Here is a 16,404-nt window from a genome sequence, read left to right as displayed (position 1 = left end):
ACCGTCGAGGCGGAGCTGCTCGACGGGCTGCTGGTGGACGAGGAGCGCCCCGAGCAGCCCATCCTCCTGGACGGCGACGGCAAGCCCCTCGACACCTGGCGGGAGAACTATCCGTACGAGAAGAAGCTGCGCCGTCAGGCGTACGAACGGCAGAAGCGGATCCTGCAGATAGAGCTCCTCAAGCTGCAGAAGTGGGTGCGGGACACCGGCCAGCGGGTCGTCGTGGTGTGCGAGGGGCGCGACGCGGCGGGCAAGGGCGGCACCATCAAGCGGTTCACCGAGCGGCTGAACCCGCGCGGTGCCCATGTGGTGGCGCTGGACAAGCCCTCCGACAAGGAGGCCGGGCAGTGGTACTTCCAGCGTTATGTGCCGCATCTGCCGGGGCCCGGTGAGATCGTCTTCTTCGACCGGTCCTGGTACAACCGGGCCGGTGTCGAACGCGTCATGGGTTTCTGCACCCCGGCCGAGTACCGGCTCTTCCTGAAGCAGGCGCCCGTCTTCGAGAAGATGCTCACCGACGACGGGATCGTGCTGGTCAAGTTCTGGTTCTCGGTGTCACGCGGCGAGCAGCGCACCCGGTTCGCCATCCGCCAGGTCGATCCCGTCCGGCAGTGGAAGCTGTCCCCCACCGACCTGGCCTCCCTCGACCTGTGGGACGCGTACACCGAGGCGAAGGTGGACATGTTCCGCGCGACGGACACGCCGTACGCGCCGTGGACCGTCGTCAAGAGCAACGACAAGCGCCGGGGCCGCCTGGAGGCCATGCGTCATCTGCTGCTGCTCTGCGACTACGCGGCGAAGGACGAGGAGGCCGTCGGGGCGGCCGACCCGTACATCATCGGTGCCGCCGACACGTTGCTGGAGAGCGGGGAGGAGCCGACGGACCTCTCCCCCACACCGCTCTCACCGCACAGCGACGGACCCGGCCGGCACCCCGAGGAGCCGTCCGTCAGGTCTGCGGCTGGGTGAAGCGGATGCTGTTGCCGAAGGGGTCGCGGAGTCCGCAGTCGATGCCGTAAGGGCGCTCGGTGGGCTCCTCGGTGAACTCGACCCCCCGGCTCAGCAGTGCCTCGTACGTCTTGCGGCAGTCCTCCGTGCTGAAGATGAGGTGACCGCCCATGGCGCCCTTGGTCACCAGGTCGCGGACCTGCCGCGCCGTCTCCTCGGACAGCGCGGGCGGGCCCGGCTTCTCCAGCAGGATCTGGCGGTCCGGGTGGCCGGGGACATTGACGGTCAGCCAGCGCATGAAGCCGAGGTCGACATCGGCGTTGACTTCGAGGCCGAGCTTGCCGACGTAGAAGTCGAGGGCCTCGTCCTGGTCGAGTACGTAGATCTGCGAGTGCGTGATGGCGGTGAACATGTGTCTCACGCTACCGACGCGGGGGGACGGAAACTTATCCGAAACTGCTCTGCTCAGGCGCGCGGGCGCATCCACGCCATCGTGAAACAGGTCGGTACGCCCGCGGCCGGCGGTGCCTGCGTGTCCGCGGCCCGCCCGGCCACCTTGCGGTACGTCCGCGGCGACCGGCCGACGATGTCGCTGAACGTCCGGCTGAAGGTTCCCGGGCTGGCGAAACCGACGCCGAAGCAGATGTCCGTCACGCTGCGGTCGGTCTCCCGCAGCAGCGCCATCGCGCGCTCGACCCGGCGGCGCTGCAGATAGCGGTGCGGCGTCTCACCGAACGTGGCCCGGAAGGTGCGGGCGAAGTGCGCGGGGGACACATGGGCGATACGGGCCAGAGCCGGCACGTCCAGCGGCTGCGCGTAGGCACGGTCCATCGCGTCCCGCGCCCGCAGCATGCGGCGGTTGGTCTCCTCCGAGGCGCGGCTCACGGCGTCCGTCACACCACGGTTCCCGGCGCCCGCGGACGGACGGTCACCCGGCACGGTCGCCGCCGTCCCCGCAGGACTGCAGTCCCCGGAGGAGCAGGGCGACCAGTCGGCGGGGGTCGTAGCGGGGGTCGCTGTCCCGTCCGATGCAGAGGTTGCCGATGCCGCGCATCAGTTCGTAGGCGTGTGTGCCGGGTCTGATCTCGCCCTCCTCCACCGCCGCGTCCAGCAGGTCCGCGCAGACGGGCACCAGGCGGTCGAGGAAGTAGGAGTGCAGCGCGTCGAAGCCGCTGCTGTCCGACTGCATCGCGTTGGCGAGTCCGTGTTTCGTGACGAGGAAGTCGACGAAGAGGTCGACCCATTGACGCAGGGCCGAGAGCGGGGAGTCCGCCTCGGCCAGGAGGGCCGGACCGGCCTCGGCGCAGGCGTCGACCTGGTGGCGGTAGACCGCGACGACGAGGTCCGCCCGGGTCGGGAAGTGCCGGTAGATGGTCCCCATCCCGACGCCTGCCCGGGCCGCGATCTCGCGGATCGGCGCGTCGACGCCGGAGGTGACGAACACCGCGGCGGCCGCGGTGAGCAGGGTCTGCTGGTTGCGCCGGGCGTCGACCCGCTTGCTTCGGGCCGGCCCTTTCCCGGACTCGCCTGTAGTGGGCACGACGCACTCCTTCCGATGGCCGCGACGGCCGTTGACAAAACGGAACAGCGCTCCGTATATTAAACGGAACGGCGCTCCGCTTCAGCCTAACCGAAGCAGGGCACTCCGGGCACGCGCATCAGGCACGGATGTCAGGCGCGCGCTGCCCGGCGTGCGCCCAGGGCCGTCTTCCCGCCGCCGGCCGCAGGGCCCGGCGGCACATGTCTTGCACATGTCTTACACGAACGGGACCTACCTCATGACTGAACCGACCCAAGCAGCCGGCACCTCCGTCTCCCCCGTCCTCTCCGTCGCTCCGGTGGTGCTGCCCGCTCCGGGCCGGGCGGTGGACCTGCACCTGCGCGTCTCCGCGCCCGTGGACGGGAGCGACCTGCCGGTCATCCTCCTCTCGCACGGCCAGGGCTACTCGAACCACCTCTCCTCCCTGAACGGCTACGCGCCGCTCGCCCACTACTGGGCGGCGCACGGCTTCGTCGTCGTGCAGCCCACCCATCTGAGCTCCTCGACCCTGAACCTGCCCGCCGACACCCCCGGGGCTCCGCTGCACTGGCGGTCACGGGCCGAGGACCTGCGGTTCGTCCTGGACCGGCTCGACGCGATCGAGGCCGCCGTGCCGCAGCTGCTCGGACGGCTGGACCGGAGCAGGGTCGCCGTGGCCGGGCACTCGATGGGCGGGCACACCGCGAGCCTCCTGCTGGGTGCGCGCCTGACCGATCCGGACGACGGTACGGAGGTGGACCTCGCCGACCCCCGGATCAAGGCCGGTGTCCTCCTGGCCGCGCCGGGCAGGGGCGGCGACGCCCTCACGGAGTCCATCGCCGAGGGCCTCCCCTTCCTCCTGACCACGGACTTCTCACGGATGGCCACGCCCACCCTGGTGGTCGCGGGCGACAAGGACGACTCGGCCCACCTGACGAACGCGGGACCGGACTGGCACGCCGATCCGTACGTCCTCTCCCCCGGCCGCAAGTCGCTGCTCACGCTGTTCGGCGCGGAGCACGGACTCGGCGGGATCTCCGGTTACGACGTCGCCGAGACCACGGACGAGAACCCGGAGCGGGTCGCCGCGGTCCAGCGACTCACCTGGGCCTACCTCCGCAGCGAGCTCTACCCGGGAGACCCCGCCTGGCAGGCGGCGCGCGCCGACCTGACCAGCGGCCCCGACGCGCTCGGCAGGGTCGATTCCAAGTAGCGCCCGGGTTGACCGGCGGCACGTCGGGCTTGCGCAGCCGGTACAGCGGCGCACCGCCGGTCACCCACTCCACCGCCGCGGCGAGACGCGCCGCCTCCTGCTCGCCCCAGGGGGACACGTCGTCGAGAAGGGGCGGCCACCCGTTCGGCTCGTCGCCCCGCGCGCTCGCACCGATCGTTTTCTAGCGTCTCCCTGACGGTCGCCCCCCGGCCGGCCGCATCCGCCAGGAGGAGACGCCATGCCACGTCGTACCGCCGTCGCCGCAGGCATAGCCGCGGTCGTGTCCCTCGTACCGCTCGCCGGAACGGCCCACGCCCAGGACGTCGACTGCCGCGACTTCGCCTACCAGGAGGACGCGCAGTCCGTCTACAACCAGGACCCCACCGACCCCAACCGGCTCGACGAGGACCAGGGGGTGGACGACGGCATCGCCTGTGAGGTCCTGCCCCGCCGCACCGGCACCCTCACCAGCCCGGCCGCCAGTACCCTCCCCAGCCCGGTCGCCAGCCCGCCCTCCAGCGCTCCCGCAGGCACTCCGCTGAGTACGCCCGTCAGTACGTCCGCGAGCGCTCGGCCCACCCTCGGAGCGCGAGCCGGTGTCGGCGGGCCGTCCGACTCCCGGCCTTCCCACCGGGACGTCGTCATCGGGATCGGCCTCGGGGTCACCGCCCTGCTCACGGCCGCCGGCTACCTCGTCGCTCGCCGCCGCTCCTAGCCCGGCAGTCCTAGCCCGGCAGTCCTCCACGGCCCTTTCCCACCGGGACACGGGCCCACGGGGATCGGCCTCGTGGCCGGCACGGCGGGAGCGGCGGCGATCGGCGGGAGCCTGCTGGCCGCGGTGGTCGCACACCGGTTGCGGCGCCGAGCGGTGTTCTTCGTCGGATTCCTGCTGGCCGGGGCGCCGAAGTTCCTGATCCTCGCCGCCGACGCGCCGCTGGGCGCCGTGCTGACCGTGTTCGCCGTCAGCGGGCTCGGCGCGGGCTTCCTCAACCCGATCATCGGTGCCGTCCTCTTCGAGCGGGTGCCACGTCCGCTGCTGGGCCGGGTGGGCGCGCTCGGTGACTCCCTGGCCTGGTCCGGCATCCCCCTCGGCGGACTGATCGCGGGAGCGGCGGTGGCCGCCGTCGGGTCGGCGCCGGTGCTGCTGGCCGCCGGGGCCGCGTACTTCCTCACGACGACCCTGACCGGACTGCGGCCCGAGTGGCGCGAGATGGACCGCGGTCGCGGACGAGGCGCCGGCCGGCAGCAGGTCGAGGATCTGCCCGCGCCCCGGTCGCGCTCGGTGGAACAGACGGACGAGCCCAGGCCATGACTTGCTCGACCTATCGAGATTCGATAGATTCTTATCGCAAGTCGATTGAGTGAGTTGACTGACGTCGAGGGAGAGATGATGGGGAAGCTGACAGTGCTCGCCCTGCGCGCCGTGCTCGTGGCACTGGTGACCGGTTCGGTGTTCGTCCAGACGGTGATGGTGCCGTTGTTGGCCGCGGACATGGAGGAGCTGAACCGCGACTACGCCTACCTGCGCACCCCCTTCCTCACGATCACGGTCCTGGGTGTCGTGGCGGTCCAGGTCGTCCTCGTCTGCGTGTGGCGGCTGGTGACGATGGTGCGCCGCGGGACCGTGTTCTCCCCCGCCGCCTTCCGGTACGTCCACGTCGTGATCGGCGCGGTCGTGGCGGCCGCCCTGCTGCTGTTCGGGCTCGCGGTCCTCCTGGCGCCGGGCGAAGCCGTCGCCCCGGGCGTGGTCCTGCTGATCTGCGGGGCGGTGGTGGCGGTGCTGGGCGTCGCGCTCATCGTGCTCGTGCTGCGGATGCTGCTCGCCCAGGCCGTCGCCCGTGACGTCGAGGCGGCGCGGATGCGGGCCGAACTGGCCGAGGTGATCTGATGCCGATCGTCGTCGACATCGACGTGATGCTGGCCAGGCGGAAGATGTCCGTGGGCGAGCTCGCGGACCGCGTCGGGATCACCCCGGCCAATCTGGCGGTCCTCAAGAACGGCCGGGCCAAGGCCGTACGCTTCGCGACGCTCGCCGCGCTCTGCGAGGTGCTCGAGTGCCAGCCCGGAGACCTGCTGCGCTGGAAACCCGACGACGCCCAGCGCTCGGGCGACACGGCCGGAGACGGCTGACGGGCGCCCCACGGATCAGTCCGGCAGGCCGCGGAAGGTCGCCAGGAAGGTCTTCAGCGCCCGCTGGTTGGCCGCGGTGTCCCAGTCGGCGTCGGGAGTCGTCCAGCGGAGCGAGAACCCCTCACCGCCGCCGATGAGGAACCCACGGCCGAAGGTACGGACCCGCGTGCCCGCGGACTCGTCGACCCACTCCATGTCCGCGGCCTCGCGGCCCTGGTAGGTCGTCGCGCGGATCGCGCCCAGCCTGTCGTAGCCCGACCCCTGCCGCAGGCCGGGCTCGACGGTGTCCCGCCACACCGCGACCGGGTCGGAGCCGACCCGCGTGCTGTAGGTGACCGCCAGGTTCCGCGGATCGCCGTCGGCACCGAACACCACCCGGTAGGAACGGTCCTCGGCGCGGCCGGTGTCGAGTCGCTTCCAGCCCTCGGGCAGCGCGACGGCGAACCCTTCCCGCGCCGTGAAGACACGGAAGCCCGCGGGAAGGGCGCCGGAGCCGGACGGCGACGCCGAGGGCGGGGGCGGGGGCGAGGGTGACGAGGAGGCAGAAGAAGAGGCGGAGGGCGCGGGGGACGCGGACTCGGTGGGGGCCGCCGCGCCGGGGGGCTGCGTGCTCGCGCCGCCCACGTCCGCGGTCGGGAGTGCGGGCGCGGTACGGGAGGGCGCCGCGTCGGACGCCGAGGAATCGCTTGTGGAACGGTCACCGGTCATGGCGAGGGCGGTGACCGTCACGGCGACGGCCGCGACGGCGGCGGCCCCAACGAGCGTCGCGCGGCCGAGGTACGGTCTGCCCCCGGCCCTGCCCACGAGGCCGTGCTCCGAGGAGCCCGGCTGCGGAACGGCCAGCCGTACGTCCGGGTCCGCGTCCACGCCGGCGCCCGCGTGGGCTTCGTCCAGGACGCGCAGGAGGGCCTCACGGGCCGTCGGGCCGGTCGGCCGCTCACCCGGGTCCTTGCGGAGCAGCCCCTGCACGATCCCGGCGAGGGGGCCGGCCCGTCGCGGGCTGCGCAGCGGCAGCTTCACGATGGACTTGAAGGTCGCTTCCGGCTGTCCCCGGTCGCGGAAGGGCGGCCGCCCCTCGGTCATCGTGTAGAGCAGCGCGCCCAGTGCCCACAGGTCGGCCGGCGCACCGCAGGACTCGCCGCGCGCCTGTTCCGGGGCCGCGTACGCCGGTGCGCCGATCCGTGCCGGCCGACCGGCACCCGCCAGGCCGTACCCGGCGACGACCACGCCTCCGTGGTCGCGTACGAACACCTGCCCGAGGCTCAGTTCGCCGTGGACGAGCCCCTCACCGTGTGCCGACTCCACCACGTCGAGGATGTCGAGCCCGATACGGGCGGCCCACACGGGGTCGAGCGCGCCGTACCGGTCGAGGAACTCCCCGAGGGGCACGCCGTCGATCCACTCGACGACCGTCCAGAGGCTGTCGAACTCCTCGGCGACGTCGATCACGTCGATGACGTTCGCGACCGCGCCCGGACATCGCAGTCCCATGACCTCGGACGCGTACAGGACGCGCTCGGCGGTCTCCCCGGCCGGGTCCTGCGCCGGCGGGAGCTGGGTCTGCGTCAGGAGTCGCGGACGCGCGTACGCGGTGTCCTCGCCGTACCAGCAGACGCTGTTCACCTCGCGGTGGACGACCTCTTGCAGCCGGTATCTCCCGGCGACCAACTCGTTTGCAGCGGCACCCGCGTTGCCCATGCCCATCCCTCACTGAATCCTTGCTCCCAGTCACCAGGAATACGCGGTGCGGCATGTCCTGCGTTCAACGCATCCGAAACTGCCTACGCGGGAAGCGGAACGGCGGTCGGCAGGACGCAGGAAAACAGGAAGCCAGGGAACAGGAAGGCAGGGGAAACAGGAGGGCGGGCAGACAGGAAGGCGGGAAAGCGGGACGTGCGACCTCCCCAGGCTCCACGTCCCGCTTTCCCGCGCCATCCGGGCCACTACCCGCGCTCTTCAGGCTTACTCCACCGTTTTTTCCGTCCGGGCACATTTCGTGGGAGGCAGCCGCGTATGCGGTGAAAGAGGGAGGACCTGCGGGCGCAGCCAGGCCGACATCGTTCTGCATGTTTTCGGCTCCGGCGGGCGTGTCCGCGACGTGTCGGGGCAATCGACACAAGCACCGCATCGCATCGACCGTAGGGAGCTGACCCGTGATAATCGCCGCTGTCATTGCCGTCTGTGTGGTGCTGGCCGTACTGGCCTTCCTCGTGCCCCGCCTCTCGCGCCATCCCGAGCGCGGCACCCAGCGTTCGCTCGGCGCCGGTGCGCGCGCCGGGAGCAAGGCGCCGGGGCCGCTGGGCAGGCTGCTGCAGAAGCCCTTCAGCAGCAGTTCCCGTGCGGTGGGCCGCAGCGGGTCGGCAGGCCGCCGCACCCGGAACCGGCTGCCTTTCTGACGTCTGGTAGGCAAAGCCCCGACCCCGTCCCCGCACGTCCGTACGCCCCGGAACGCGACAGCGCCTCCGGGGCGTACGGCTGTTCCTGTGCACCTGTTCCCGTACGGCGGGTCAGTCGGTGCGGGTCAGTCCACGATCATGACACCGACCGGTACCGCTCCGCCCGTCCGCGCGAGCTCACCGCCGAAGTTGCCCTCGACCTCGGCCTTCTCCGCCGCGTTCGGGTAGGGGTTCGTGCACGCGGTCCCCGCGCTGGAACCGGACATCAGGCTCGAACACGGGCCGGGCTTGCGGTCCGGCAGACCAAGGATGTGCCCCAGTTCGTGGGACGAGATGCGGACCGTGTTGTAGCCCTGGTCCACCGCCTGCCGTCCGATGTAGACGGTTCCGTTGCCGAGCGAGGTGGTCAGCGCCCGGGGCCAGCCGTTGTCCGCCAGGACCCGTATGTTGGCGCGCTGCCCGGATGCCGCCGGCCTGAGTTCGACCGCGTCGACGCTCTCGTTCCAGATCGCGGCGCCCCGGTCGACCGCGGTCCTGAACTCCGCGGAACCGCTCGCGTCGTAGGTCACGACCCGTGCGGCGGCGGTGTCCGCGGCCGGGGCCGGGGCGGCCACGGCCTGGCCACCCATCAGGGAGAGGGTCACTGCCAGAACGGCGGCGAATCCACTGGTCAGCTTACGGACGTGCATGGTCGACCTCCTTGTGGGGGGAAGGTAGTCGTGCACATGACATGACATTCCCTGGCTCCCTGCCCAGCCCGGACCGCCGCCAATCCGTCAATCGGACCGCGTACGAGCACGCCCCCGTCCGCCACACGGACACCACGCGCAACCCCGTCCGTCAGACGGACAAGGGGCCCGGCCCCCTGTTCCAGGGACCGGGCCCGACATCTCACCGCCGACGCGTCAGCCCTGACGGGTCGTCGGCCGGCCGTCAGCGGGTGGCTGACGCCTTACGGCCGTAGCGCCGTTCGAACCGCTCCACACGGCCCGCGCTGTCCAGAACCCGCGCGGTCCCCGTGTAGAAGGGGTGACTGGCCGACGACACCTCCACGTCGATCAGCGGATAGATGGCGCCGTCCTCCCACTCGATCGTCGCCGTCGAGCGCGCGGTCGAGCGGGTGAGGAACGTGGCGTCCGAGGCACGGTCGCGGAACACGACCGGGCGGGAGACGGGATGAATTCCGTGCTTCATGGGGGTTTCCTTCCTGCCGGCCGACACCCGTGGGGCGACGGCCGGGTTCATCGCTCCTCGCGGAAGAGGACGTGCTCGCCGGCCACCCGGTCGTACTTGCGCAGGACCAGTCGGTCGGGGTCGTTCCGTCGGTTCTTCCGCGTCACATAGGTCGCACCGGTTCCGGCCGTGGACCTGAGCGTCACCACGGGACGCACACCTGAGGCAGCCATGGAATTCTCCTTCCACACCCCGGACACCCAACTGGGTTGATGGGGCCATGTCATTCACGATCGGTACAACCAGGGACCGGGCGGTGGTATTCCTCCATGCGGTCCTGGTCACCGCGCTGCTTCGGAGCCTGTACGAAGCGGGTCGAAACCGAGGTGAGGGTCTGGCAAAGCACGGTTTCGGCCGAGATGGGAGCGCTAAGGTTCGCGTCATGAACGCACGGCTGGATCTTCTCGGCACGGTGGCCCCTGGTGCCGCGGAGAGCGAGGTCTTCCGGCTGGCGCTGCAGCACGCGGTGGGAGAGCTGGGTGCGCTGGGGGCGGCGATGCACATCCGCGGCCCCATGTCCGCGCTGCGGCTGGTCTCCGCGGTCGGTCTGCCCGCCGTTCTCACCCGCTCGTGGGAGATCGTCGACCAGGAGGGTCCGTCGGCCCCGGCGCTGGCCCTCCACCGGGGCGACGGCGTATGGGTCCCGATGGAGTCCGGCGAGAGTGCCGCCCGGCCCGTGGCGGGCCCGGCCGGCCCCGCGTGGCCCGGCTCCGGTCTGGCCGCCCTGCCGGTGTCCAGCGAGGACCGCCGCATCGGCACACTCACCGTTCTCGCGGGCGACCGGGGCGAACCGACCCCGCGGCAGTGGGCCTTCCTGCAAGCCGTCGTCGCCTGGGCCGAGGAACGCCTCCGGCAGGCGCCGCCGCCCGCGGCACCCGCGCACACCGAACTCAGCGGTGAGCGCCTGCGGCAGGCGCTCGCGGAGGTCAGTGTCGCCTCGTGGGACTGGAACATCCGTACCGGCGACCTGGTCTGGGACGAGGCCGCGCTGGACCTCTACGGCACCCTGCCCGCCGACTTCACCGGGAAGATCGAGAACTGGATGCGGGCCATCCACCCCGACGATCTGGCACCGACGCTGGCGGTGGCGCAGCGGGCGATCCACGACCACACCGTGTACGAGGCCGAGTACCGGGTGCGGCGGCTGGACGGCTCGTACGGCTGGACCCGGGCCCGCGGCCGGGCCGTGTACGACGAGCAGGGCGAAGCCGTGCGGATGGTCGGCGTGGGCTGGGAGAGCAACGAGTCGCGCTCCGCCCGTGAGGCGCTCAGCCGGGCCCTGCGCCACATGAGCGACGGCTTCCTGGCCGTGGACGAGCAGTGGCGCATCACCTTCGCCAACCTGCAGGCGGAACGCACGCTGGGCTTCTCCGAGCAGGAACTGTTCGGTCGCCTCCTGTGGGACCTGCCCTCCGCACGGCGGATCACCGGCCTGGAGGAGCGCTGCCGGGAGGCCGCGGTCCAGGACGAGCCCGTCGGCTTCGACGTCCGCTCGCCCGGCAGCAGACGTCTGTACCACCTGAGACTGGTCCCCGGGCCCGACGGCTGCACCCTCTACTTCACGGACGTGACCGACAAGCGGCGCCTGGCCGAGGAACGCCAGTCGGCCGAGCGCGCCACCGCCGAGCGGGCGGCCCGGGTCGCGGAGCTGACCGCGGACCTCGCCAAGGCGACGACCTCGCAGGACGTGGTGGACGCCGTCGCCCGACGCGTGCTGCCGCCGTTCGCCGCCACGGGGCTGCTGATGCAGGTCATCGAGGGCGACCGGCTCCACCGCGTCGGAGCCGTCGGCTATCCGGAGGAGTTCCTCGACCTCCTCGACAGCCGTCCCCGCAGCTCCGGCGACCCCGCCTGGGACCTGATCGCGTCGGGCACACCGCTGTTCCTGTCCTCCGTGGAGGAGTTCGCGGCGCACTGGCCCGAACAGGCCGCGGCCGGCCTGCCCGCGCTGGCCGGCACCCAGGCGTGGGCGTTCCTGCCGCTGGCCGCGTCGGGGCACACCTTCGGGGTGTGCGTCGTCGCCTTCGACCGGCCGCGCCTGCTCAACGACGAGGAGCGCACCCTGCTGACGACGATCAGCGCCCTCGTCGCACAGGCCCTGGAACGGGCCCGGCTCTACGACGCCGAGTACGCCCGGTCCCGCGAACTCCAGCGCAGCCTGCTGCCCCAGGGCCTGCCCGAACTGGCCGCGTGCACGGCTGCCGCCCGCTATCTCCCGGCGGGCCAGGGCATGGACGTGGGCGGCGACTGGTACGACATCATCCCGCTGTCCGGCGGCCAGGTCGCCCTCGTCGTGGGCGATGTCATGGGGCACGGCCTGCCCGAGGCCGCCACCATGGGCCGCCTGCGGACCGCCGTCCACACCCTGGCCGACCTCGAACTGCCGCCCGACGAGATCATGAGCCACCTCAACGACATCGTCGGCGGCATGAACGAGGAGTCGTACGCCACCTGTCTGTACGCGCTCTACGACTCCACCACCCGGACCTGCCACATCTCCCGTGCGGGGCATCCGCCGCCCGCCCTGGTCCATCCCGACGGCACCGTCCACTTCCCGGAGCCGGCCGCCGATCCGCCGCTGGGCGCGGCAAAACCGCCGTTCGAGACGATCGAGATGCCGGTGCCCGAGGGAAGTCTGATCATGCTCTACACCGACGGCCTGGTCGAGTCGTCGAAGCGGGACATCGACACGGGCATGGCGGACCTGGCGCGGCTCCTGCACACCACCCACGAGGACGGGACCAGCGCGGACCTGGAGCACCTGTGCGACATCCTGACGGCCGGTCTGCTCCCCACCGACCAGCAGGCGGCCGACGACGCGGCGTTCCTCGTCGCCCGGCTGCACGCGCTGCCCGAGGACCGGATGGCCGCCTGGCCGCTGCCCAAGGGTCCGAAGGCGGCCGGCCAGGCCCGCCGCCACGTCCGGGGGCAACTGGCCGACTGGGGCCTCGACGACCTCGTACCCACCACGGAACTGCTGGTCAGCGAGTTGGTGGGCAACGTCGTACGGCACGCCAAGGGCCCCGTGCGCCTGCGGCTGCTGTACGGGGCCGAGCTGATCTGTGAGGTCTTCGACGGCAGCCTGACGATGCCCCGCATCCGGCGCGCTTCGGAGAGCGACGAGGGGGGCCGCGGACTGCAACTGGTCACGGCGCTCTCGGAGCGCTGGGGGGTGCGCTACACACCGACGGGCAAGTGCATCTGGACCGAGCAGGTGCTCTGCGGCCTCGACGACCGGACGGGCCCGGCACCCGGGGCCCAGGACCTGGTGTTCCTGGACCCGGGCCTGTTCGCCGCGGACCTGGACGCGCTCCTCTCCCAGGACGGCGACGAAGACGCCGATCCCGGCGCCGACGCGGATGCCGACGGAGACCGGGGCGCGGACAACGCCTCATAGGGGCGGGTCAGGTGCGCCCGGTGCCGCGGCGAGCCCGCCCGGGTGTCACCGGCCGAGCTTCTCGCGTGCCCGGGCGGCGGAGGCGTGCTCCCACACGGCGGGCAGTTCCTGCTCCCTGCTGAGGGCGCGGGCCTGCTCCGAGCCGTACAGCAGGCCCCAGGTGAAGCCGGCCTCGCCCGCGGTCTGGGCCGCCACGGCGAGGTCCCTGACGGCGGCCCTGGCCACCACGCTGTCCTGGTGGTCGCCGAGGACCTGCTGCACGGCCTTGATCCGCTTGCCCAGGTCCTTGGCGGGCTTGCCGAGCGCCGGACGGGCCACCTCGGTCGCGTACCTGACCTTCTTCGCCGCCTTGCGCGCCTCGTGCAGCGCCACGTCGCGCTCGGGACCCGGCGACAGTTCCAGGGCGGTCCTCATGCGTCCGGCCAGTCGCCCGTACTCCTTGAGGACGGCCCTGCCCATGACCCGGTCCGCGTTCTTGGCGGCCTTGGCCCGCAGCGGCGGCCGCTCCGTCAGCGCGGCGAGGGAGTCGAGCAGGGCGAGGTAGCGCCGGGAGCCCAGGGCCTCCAGGGTGCGCAGGTGGGACTCCGTGCTGTCGACGACGTTCCACACCCGCAGCCGCGCGGCGACAGGGCCGAGGACCAGTTCCTGCGGCAGGGCGTCGATCTCCCCGCTGAGGCGCTCCATCAGCACTTCCTGGTCGCGCTCGGCACCCAGTTCACCGGCAAGCCACTTCAGCTCGTCCCGGACGGCGTCGGTGGCCTCGTGGTCCAGGACGGAGCGGTAGGACCGCAGGCAGCTGCGCAGCCGGCGGCAGGCGACCCGCATCTGGTGCACCGCGTCGGGCCGGTTGCGCCGCACGGCCGGGTCGAGAGCGGTCAGGACACGGACCTGCTCCCGCACATACGCGAGGACCTGCGCCCCCGCCCGGTCCTCGGCCAGGCCGGCGGAGTCGTCGGCCGACCCGGCCCGGGTGCTGGTGGTCCCGGCCGCTGTCTCGTCGAGGGCCCTGGCCAGTTTGGACGGGGAGTGCGCGCGGGCGATCCCCTTCTTGCGGAGCTTCTTGTCGACGGCCTTGAGGAGGGCGGGGTCTGCGTCCTCGGCCAGCTCCACCTCCATCTCGTTCCACGCCGCGTGCCTGCCGTCCGCGCGCAGGGACTCCGCGCGGACCGTGTCGACGCACAGCTCCGCGCGCAGGGTGCCGTCGGTGTCGACGAGGTGCCGCACCTCGCGCGTCGAACGGATACGCACCACCGGCTTCAGCTCGGCTCCGCGGGTGCGGGACGCGGTCAGATCGAGCAGTGCGTCCGGGACGGTGTCGGTCAGGGGCGAGCTGATCTCCTCGCGGCTGTCGCCCGACAACGGCAGTTTGAGATGCCAGCCGGCATCCGCTCCACCGGTCCTGCGGCGCAGCACGGCCGAGGAGGCGGCCAGGCGGAGGTCATCGGTGTCGTAGTAGACCGCGTCGAGTTCCTCCGGACTTCGCTCGACGACCTTCGCGACACCGTCCACGCGCTTCAACTCGGGCAGCCAGGAGGTGTCGGCGGACGAAGGGACCTCGTACTTGCGTTCTGTCTCTCGCATCGACTGGACCATGTATTACCGGTTGACACAATTCACCGACCGAAACACGACCCTTGCGAAAGGGACATATGCCGGAGGAGCGCGTGGAGCCGCGACGGCACCTCACTCACGTCCCTCCGGTGACCTTCGGGTCGGACATGCCGGCGGCTCCGGGCTGCGGACGGTACGGGTGATGCGTGACGGTATCCGGTCGTGGACGGCGGTGACCGGCGGCGGATCAGCCTGCCAGGAGGCGGACGAGCGCCGTGACCACCATGCCGGCGACGATCGCGAGCAGTATCGGTGCGCGCGCCAGCCGTGCGGCGACCACCGCGGCGAGTCCGAGCAGCAGGGCGCCGTCCAGCCCCGTCCACCGCGGGCCCGCCACGTCGACGACGAGGAGACCGGTGAGGAGCACGGGAGCGAGCAGCGCGATGACACCGCGCGCCGCCACGGGCAGTTGGCGGTCCCCGAGCACCGCGGGTCCGGCCGCCTTGAAGGTGAAACTGACGAGGGCGACACAGCCGATGGCCCACCACAGGGTCATGATCCGCCGCCCTCCTCCTCCGCATCGCGCGCCGCCGTGGCACGTGCGGCCGTGGCACGCGGTACGAGCCCGTTGCGCAGCCCGAGCAGGGCCGCCGCACTCGCTCCCAGCAGCGCGAGGCCCGCCGGTACCCAGAAGACCAGCACGGCGGCGATGCACGCGCCCAGGGCCGCCGCGGCGCGTGCCGCCCTCGATCCCCGCAGCTCGTCCAGCAGGAGCAGCAGGAAGAAGGCCGGGAACACGACGTCGAGGCCGAGGGTCTCCACCAGGCTCTCCGGCGGGGCCACGACGACGCCCAGCGCCGTTCCGGCCACCCAGGCGGGCCACTGCACGGCGGTGGCGCCGAACAGCTTGTAGCGGTCGAACCGGCCGCCGCCCAGGTGGGCGGCCACCCAGGACCCGTCCACGACGGCCTGGCCCTCCAGCGCCCGGCGGATCCTGCCGCCGCGCAGGTCCTTGGCCACCGCCACGCCCATCGGGATGAAGCGGCCGTTGATCAGCGCGGCGGCCACGACGGCCGTCGCCACCCCGCCGCCGCCGGCCAGAGCGGTGGCGAGGGCGAACTGGGCCGATCCCGAGAACACGACGAGGGAGCAGACGATCGGCGCGAGGATTCCCCAGCCCTCCGCGCGGGCGAACGCTCCGAAGGTGACGGCCAGGACGAAGCCGGCCGCGGCCAGACCCACGCCCACCTTGACGCCCGCGACGAAGCCCTGCCGACGGGAGTCGCCGGCCGCTTGCCGGGCTGCGTGGCCCGTTGCGTGCGGAGTTGTCCGGTCCATGTCCAACAGGCTAACAGTCATCAGACGCTATGAGTATTAGAGTGGGCGACATGGAGGCGACGGCGCCGGCTCTGATCGGCGGGCACGTGGTACTGGACTTCGCCAACACGGTCGCGTGGCGGCTGGACGTACGACGCCGGGTCGACCGCGTGCCCGACACGGCGGCCCTGCTCGCCTGGTCGGGCACGAGCGGCCTGCTGGAGCAGGACCGGGTCGACGCGCTCGTACGGGCCGCCGCGGACGACCCGGCCTCGGCCGCGCGGGCACTGGAGTCGGCCCGGCGGTTGCGGGCGGCGCTGCTCGGCCTGCTCGACGCCGCCGTGGACGGCCGGCCGCCCCGCCGCGAGGACCTGACCGTGGTGCACCGCTGTTTCCTCGACGCCCTGGGGCGGGCGGAGTTCGCGCCGGACCTGCCGCTGCGCCCCGCGTTGGACGTAGCGGTGCCGGACGACGTCGTACGAGCGCTGGCGCTGGAGGTGACGGACCTGCTGTCCGCGTCGCCGGCCGGCCTCCGGCGGTGCCAGGGGCCGGGCTGCGGGTGGTTCTTCCTCGACCGCAGCCGCAGCCACACCCGGCGGTGGTGCCGGACCGGCGACTGCGGCAACCGCGAGCGGGTGCGGCGGCACTACGCACGCTCGCGCGGCGCCCGTGACTGAGCCCCCCGGCAGGGCTCGGGCGC

18 protein-coding genes and 1 pseudogene are annotated in these 16,404 nt (G+C 72.2%); 9 read left to right on the top strand and 10 right to left on the bottom strand.

The features are described 5' to 3' along the window. Window positions 1-15: 15 nt before the first annotated feature. Entirely contained in the window at window positions 16-969 is a 954-nt protein-coding gene (gene ppk2, locus ACFYXC_RS36150; RefSeq protein ID WP_389556764.1) for a polyphosphate kinase 2, read from the top strand. On the opposite strand, the gene ACFYXC_RS36145 is transcribed toward ppk2, so the two are convergent. The 3 genes from ACFYXC_RS36145 to ACFYXC_RS36135 are packed head-to-tail and all read right to left on the bottom strand — an operon-like array spanning window position 950 to window position 2,488. Further along, window positions 950-1,360: a VOC family protein gene (locus tag ACFYXC_RS36145; RefSeq protein ID WP_388905852.1), complete on the bottom strand. Its 411-nt coding sequence runs from the start codon at window positions 1,358-1,360 to the stop codon at window positions 950-952. The two genes, ppk2 and ACFYXC_RS36145, sit on opposite strands and share 20 nt — an antisense overlap. A 53-nt stretch (window positions 1,361-1,413) precedes the next feature. After that, window positions 1,414-1,833: a helix-turn-helix domain-containing protein gene (locus ACFYXC_RS36140; RefSeq protein WP_389556762.1), complete on the bottom strand. Its 420-nt coding sequence runs from the start codon at window positions 1,831-1,833 to the stop codon at window positions 1,414-1,416. Between the two features lie 43 nt (window positions 1,834-1,876). After that, entirely contained in the window at window positions 1,877-2,488 is a 612-nt protein-coding gene (locus tag ACFYXC_RS36135) for a TetR/AcrR family transcriptional regulator (protein WP_389556719.1), read from the bottom strand. 238 nt (window positions 2,489-2,726) lie between these two features. Here ACFYXC_RS36135 and ACFYXC_RS36130 point away from each other — a divergent pair, with 238 nt between their 5' ends. From ACFYXC_RS36130 to ACFYXC_RS36110, 5 genes and pseudogenes are all read left to right on the top strand, one after another. Beyond that, window positions 2,727-3,680, top strand: coding sequence for an alpha/beta hydrolase family protein (locus ACFYXC_RS36130; RefSeq protein WP_389556717.1), 954 nt, complete (start codon window positions 2,727-2,729; stop codon window positions 3,678-3,680). A gap of 238 nt (window positions 3,681-3,918) precedes the next feature. Next, complete coding sequence (locus ACFYXC_RS36125; protein WP_389556715.1) at window positions 3,919-4,395, top strand: excalibur calcium-binding protein; 477 nt, start codon at window positions 3,919-3,921, stop codon at window positions 4,393-4,395. Between the two features lie 45 nt (window positions 4,396-4,440). Further along, a pseudogene (locus ACFYXC_RS36120) lies at window positions 4,441-4,992 on the top strand (MFS transporter); the annotation flags it as partial. 78 nt (window positions 4,993-5,070) lie between these two features. Continuing rightward, entirely contained in the window at window positions 5,071-5,568 is a 498-nt protein-coding gene (locus ACFYXC_RS36115; RefSeq protein ID WP_388905842.1) for a DUF2975 domain-containing protein, read from the top strand. Further along, window positions 5,568-5,810: a helix-turn-helix domain-containing protein gene (locus ACFYXC_RS36110; protein ID WP_388905839.1), complete on the top strand. Its 243-nt coding sequence runs from the start codon at window positions 5,568-5,570 to the stop codon at window positions 5,808-5,810. The genes ACFYXC_RS36115 and ACFYXC_RS36110 overlap by 1 nt, the downstream gene beginning before the upstream one ends. Before the next feature lie 15 nt (window positions 5,811-5,825). On the opposite strand, the gene ACFYXC_RS36105 is transcribed toward ACFYXC_RS36110, so the two are convergent. Further along, on the bottom strand, window positions 5,826-7,514 hold the full coding sequence (locus ACFYXC_RS36105; protein ID WP_389556713.1) for a serine/threonine-protein kinase: 1,689 nt from the start codon (window positions 7,512-7,514) through the stop codon (window positions 5,826-5,828). Between the two features lie 449 nt (window positions 7,515-7,963). Between ACFYXC_RS36105 and ACFYXC_RS36100 the strand changes: the two genes are divergently transcribed. Beyond that, on the top strand, window positions 7,964-8,206 hold the full coding sequence (locus ACFYXC_RS36100) for a DUF6411 family protein (RefSeq protein ID WP_388905835.1): 243 nt from the start codon (window positions 7,964-7,966) through the stop codon (window positions 8,204-8,206). 125 nt (window positions 8,207-8,331) lie between these two features. Here the strand turns inward: ACFYXC_RS36100 and ACFYXC_RS36095 are convergent, their stop codons facing one another. The 3 genes from ACFYXC_RS36095 to rpmG all read right to left on the bottom strand — a co-directional run bounded on the left by ACFYXC_RS36095 (window position 8,332) and on the right by rpmG (window position 9,612). Continuing rightward, window positions 8,332-8,895 (bottom strand): snapalysin family zinc-dependent metalloprotease, encoded by a 564-nt coding sequence (locus tag ACFYXC_RS36095; RefSeq protein ID WP_389556711.1) that lies wholly within the window; start codon window positions 8,893-8,895, stop codon window positions 8,332-8,334. A 244-nt stretch (window positions 8,896-9,139) separates the two neighbouring features. Further along, a complete protein-coding gene (locus ACFYXC_RS36090) occupies window positions 9,140-9,400 on the bottom strand; it encodes a type B 50S ribosomal protein L31 (protein WP_389556709.1) in 261 nt (86 codons plus the stop codon). Between the two features lie 47 nt (window positions 9,401-9,447). Continuing rightward, entirely contained in the window at window positions 9,448-9,612 is a 165-nt protein-coding gene (gene rpmG / locus ACFYXC_RS36085; RefSeq protein ID WP_388905828.1) for a 50S ribosomal protein L33, read from the bottom strand. Between the two features lie 209 nt (window positions 9,613-9,821). Between rpmG and ACFYXC_RS36080 the strand changes: the two genes are divergently transcribed. After that, complete coding sequence (locus ACFYXC_RS36080; RefSeq protein ID WP_389556706.1) at window positions 9,822-12,836, top strand: SpoIIE family protein phosphatase; 3,015 nt, start codon at window positions 9,822-9,824, stop codon at window positions 12,834-12,836. A gap of 45 nt (window positions 12,837-12,881) precedes the next feature. Here the strand turns inward: ACFYXC_RS36080 and ACFYXC_RS36075 are convergent, their stop codons facing one another. From ACFYXC_RS36075 to ACFYXC_RS36065, 3 genes are all read right to left on the bottom strand, one after another. Beyond that, window positions 12,882-14,429 carry a CHAD domain-containing protein gene (locus ACFYXC_RS36075; RefSeq protein ID WP_389556704.1) on the bottom strand — a complete coding sequence of 516 codons (1,548 nt, stop codon included), beginning with the start codon at window positions 14,427-14,429 and terminating at the stop codon, window positions 12,882-12,884. A gap of 205 nt (window positions 14,430-14,634) precedes the next feature. Further along, on the bottom strand, window positions 14,635-14,943 hold the full coding sequence (locus ACFYXC_RS36070; RefSeq protein WP_389556702.1) for an AzlD domain-containing protein: 309 nt from the start codon (window positions 14,941-14,943) through the stop codon (window positions 14,635-14,637). Beyond that, window positions 14,940-15,725, bottom strand: coding sequence for an AzlC family ABC transporter permease (locus tag ACFYXC_RS36065; RefSeq protein ID WP_389556700.1), 786 nt, complete (start codon window positions 15,723-15,725; stop codon window positions 14,940-14,942). The genes ACFYXC_RS36070 and ACFYXC_RS36065 overlap by 4 nt, the downstream gene beginning before the upstream one ends. A 50-nt stretch (window positions 15,726-15,775) precedes the next feature. Here ACFYXC_RS36065 and ACFYXC_RS36060 point away from each other — a divergent pair, with 50 nt between their 5' ends. Next, window positions 15,776-16,381, top strand: coding sequence for a CGNR zinc finger domain-containing protein (locus tag ACFYXC_RS36060; RefSeq protein WP_389556698.1), 606 nt, complete (start codon window positions 15,776-15,778; stop codon window positions 16,379-16,381). The last annotated feature ends 23 nt before the right edge of the window (window positions 16,382-16,404 follow it).

Origin of the sequence: Streptomyces sp. NPDC002701, from assembly GCF_042889045.1 — a bacterium.
GTDB lineage: Bacteria > Actinomycetota > Actinomycetes > Streptomycetales > Streptomycetaceae > Streptomyces.
This window is presented reverse-complemented; position numbering and strand designations above follow the sequence as displayed.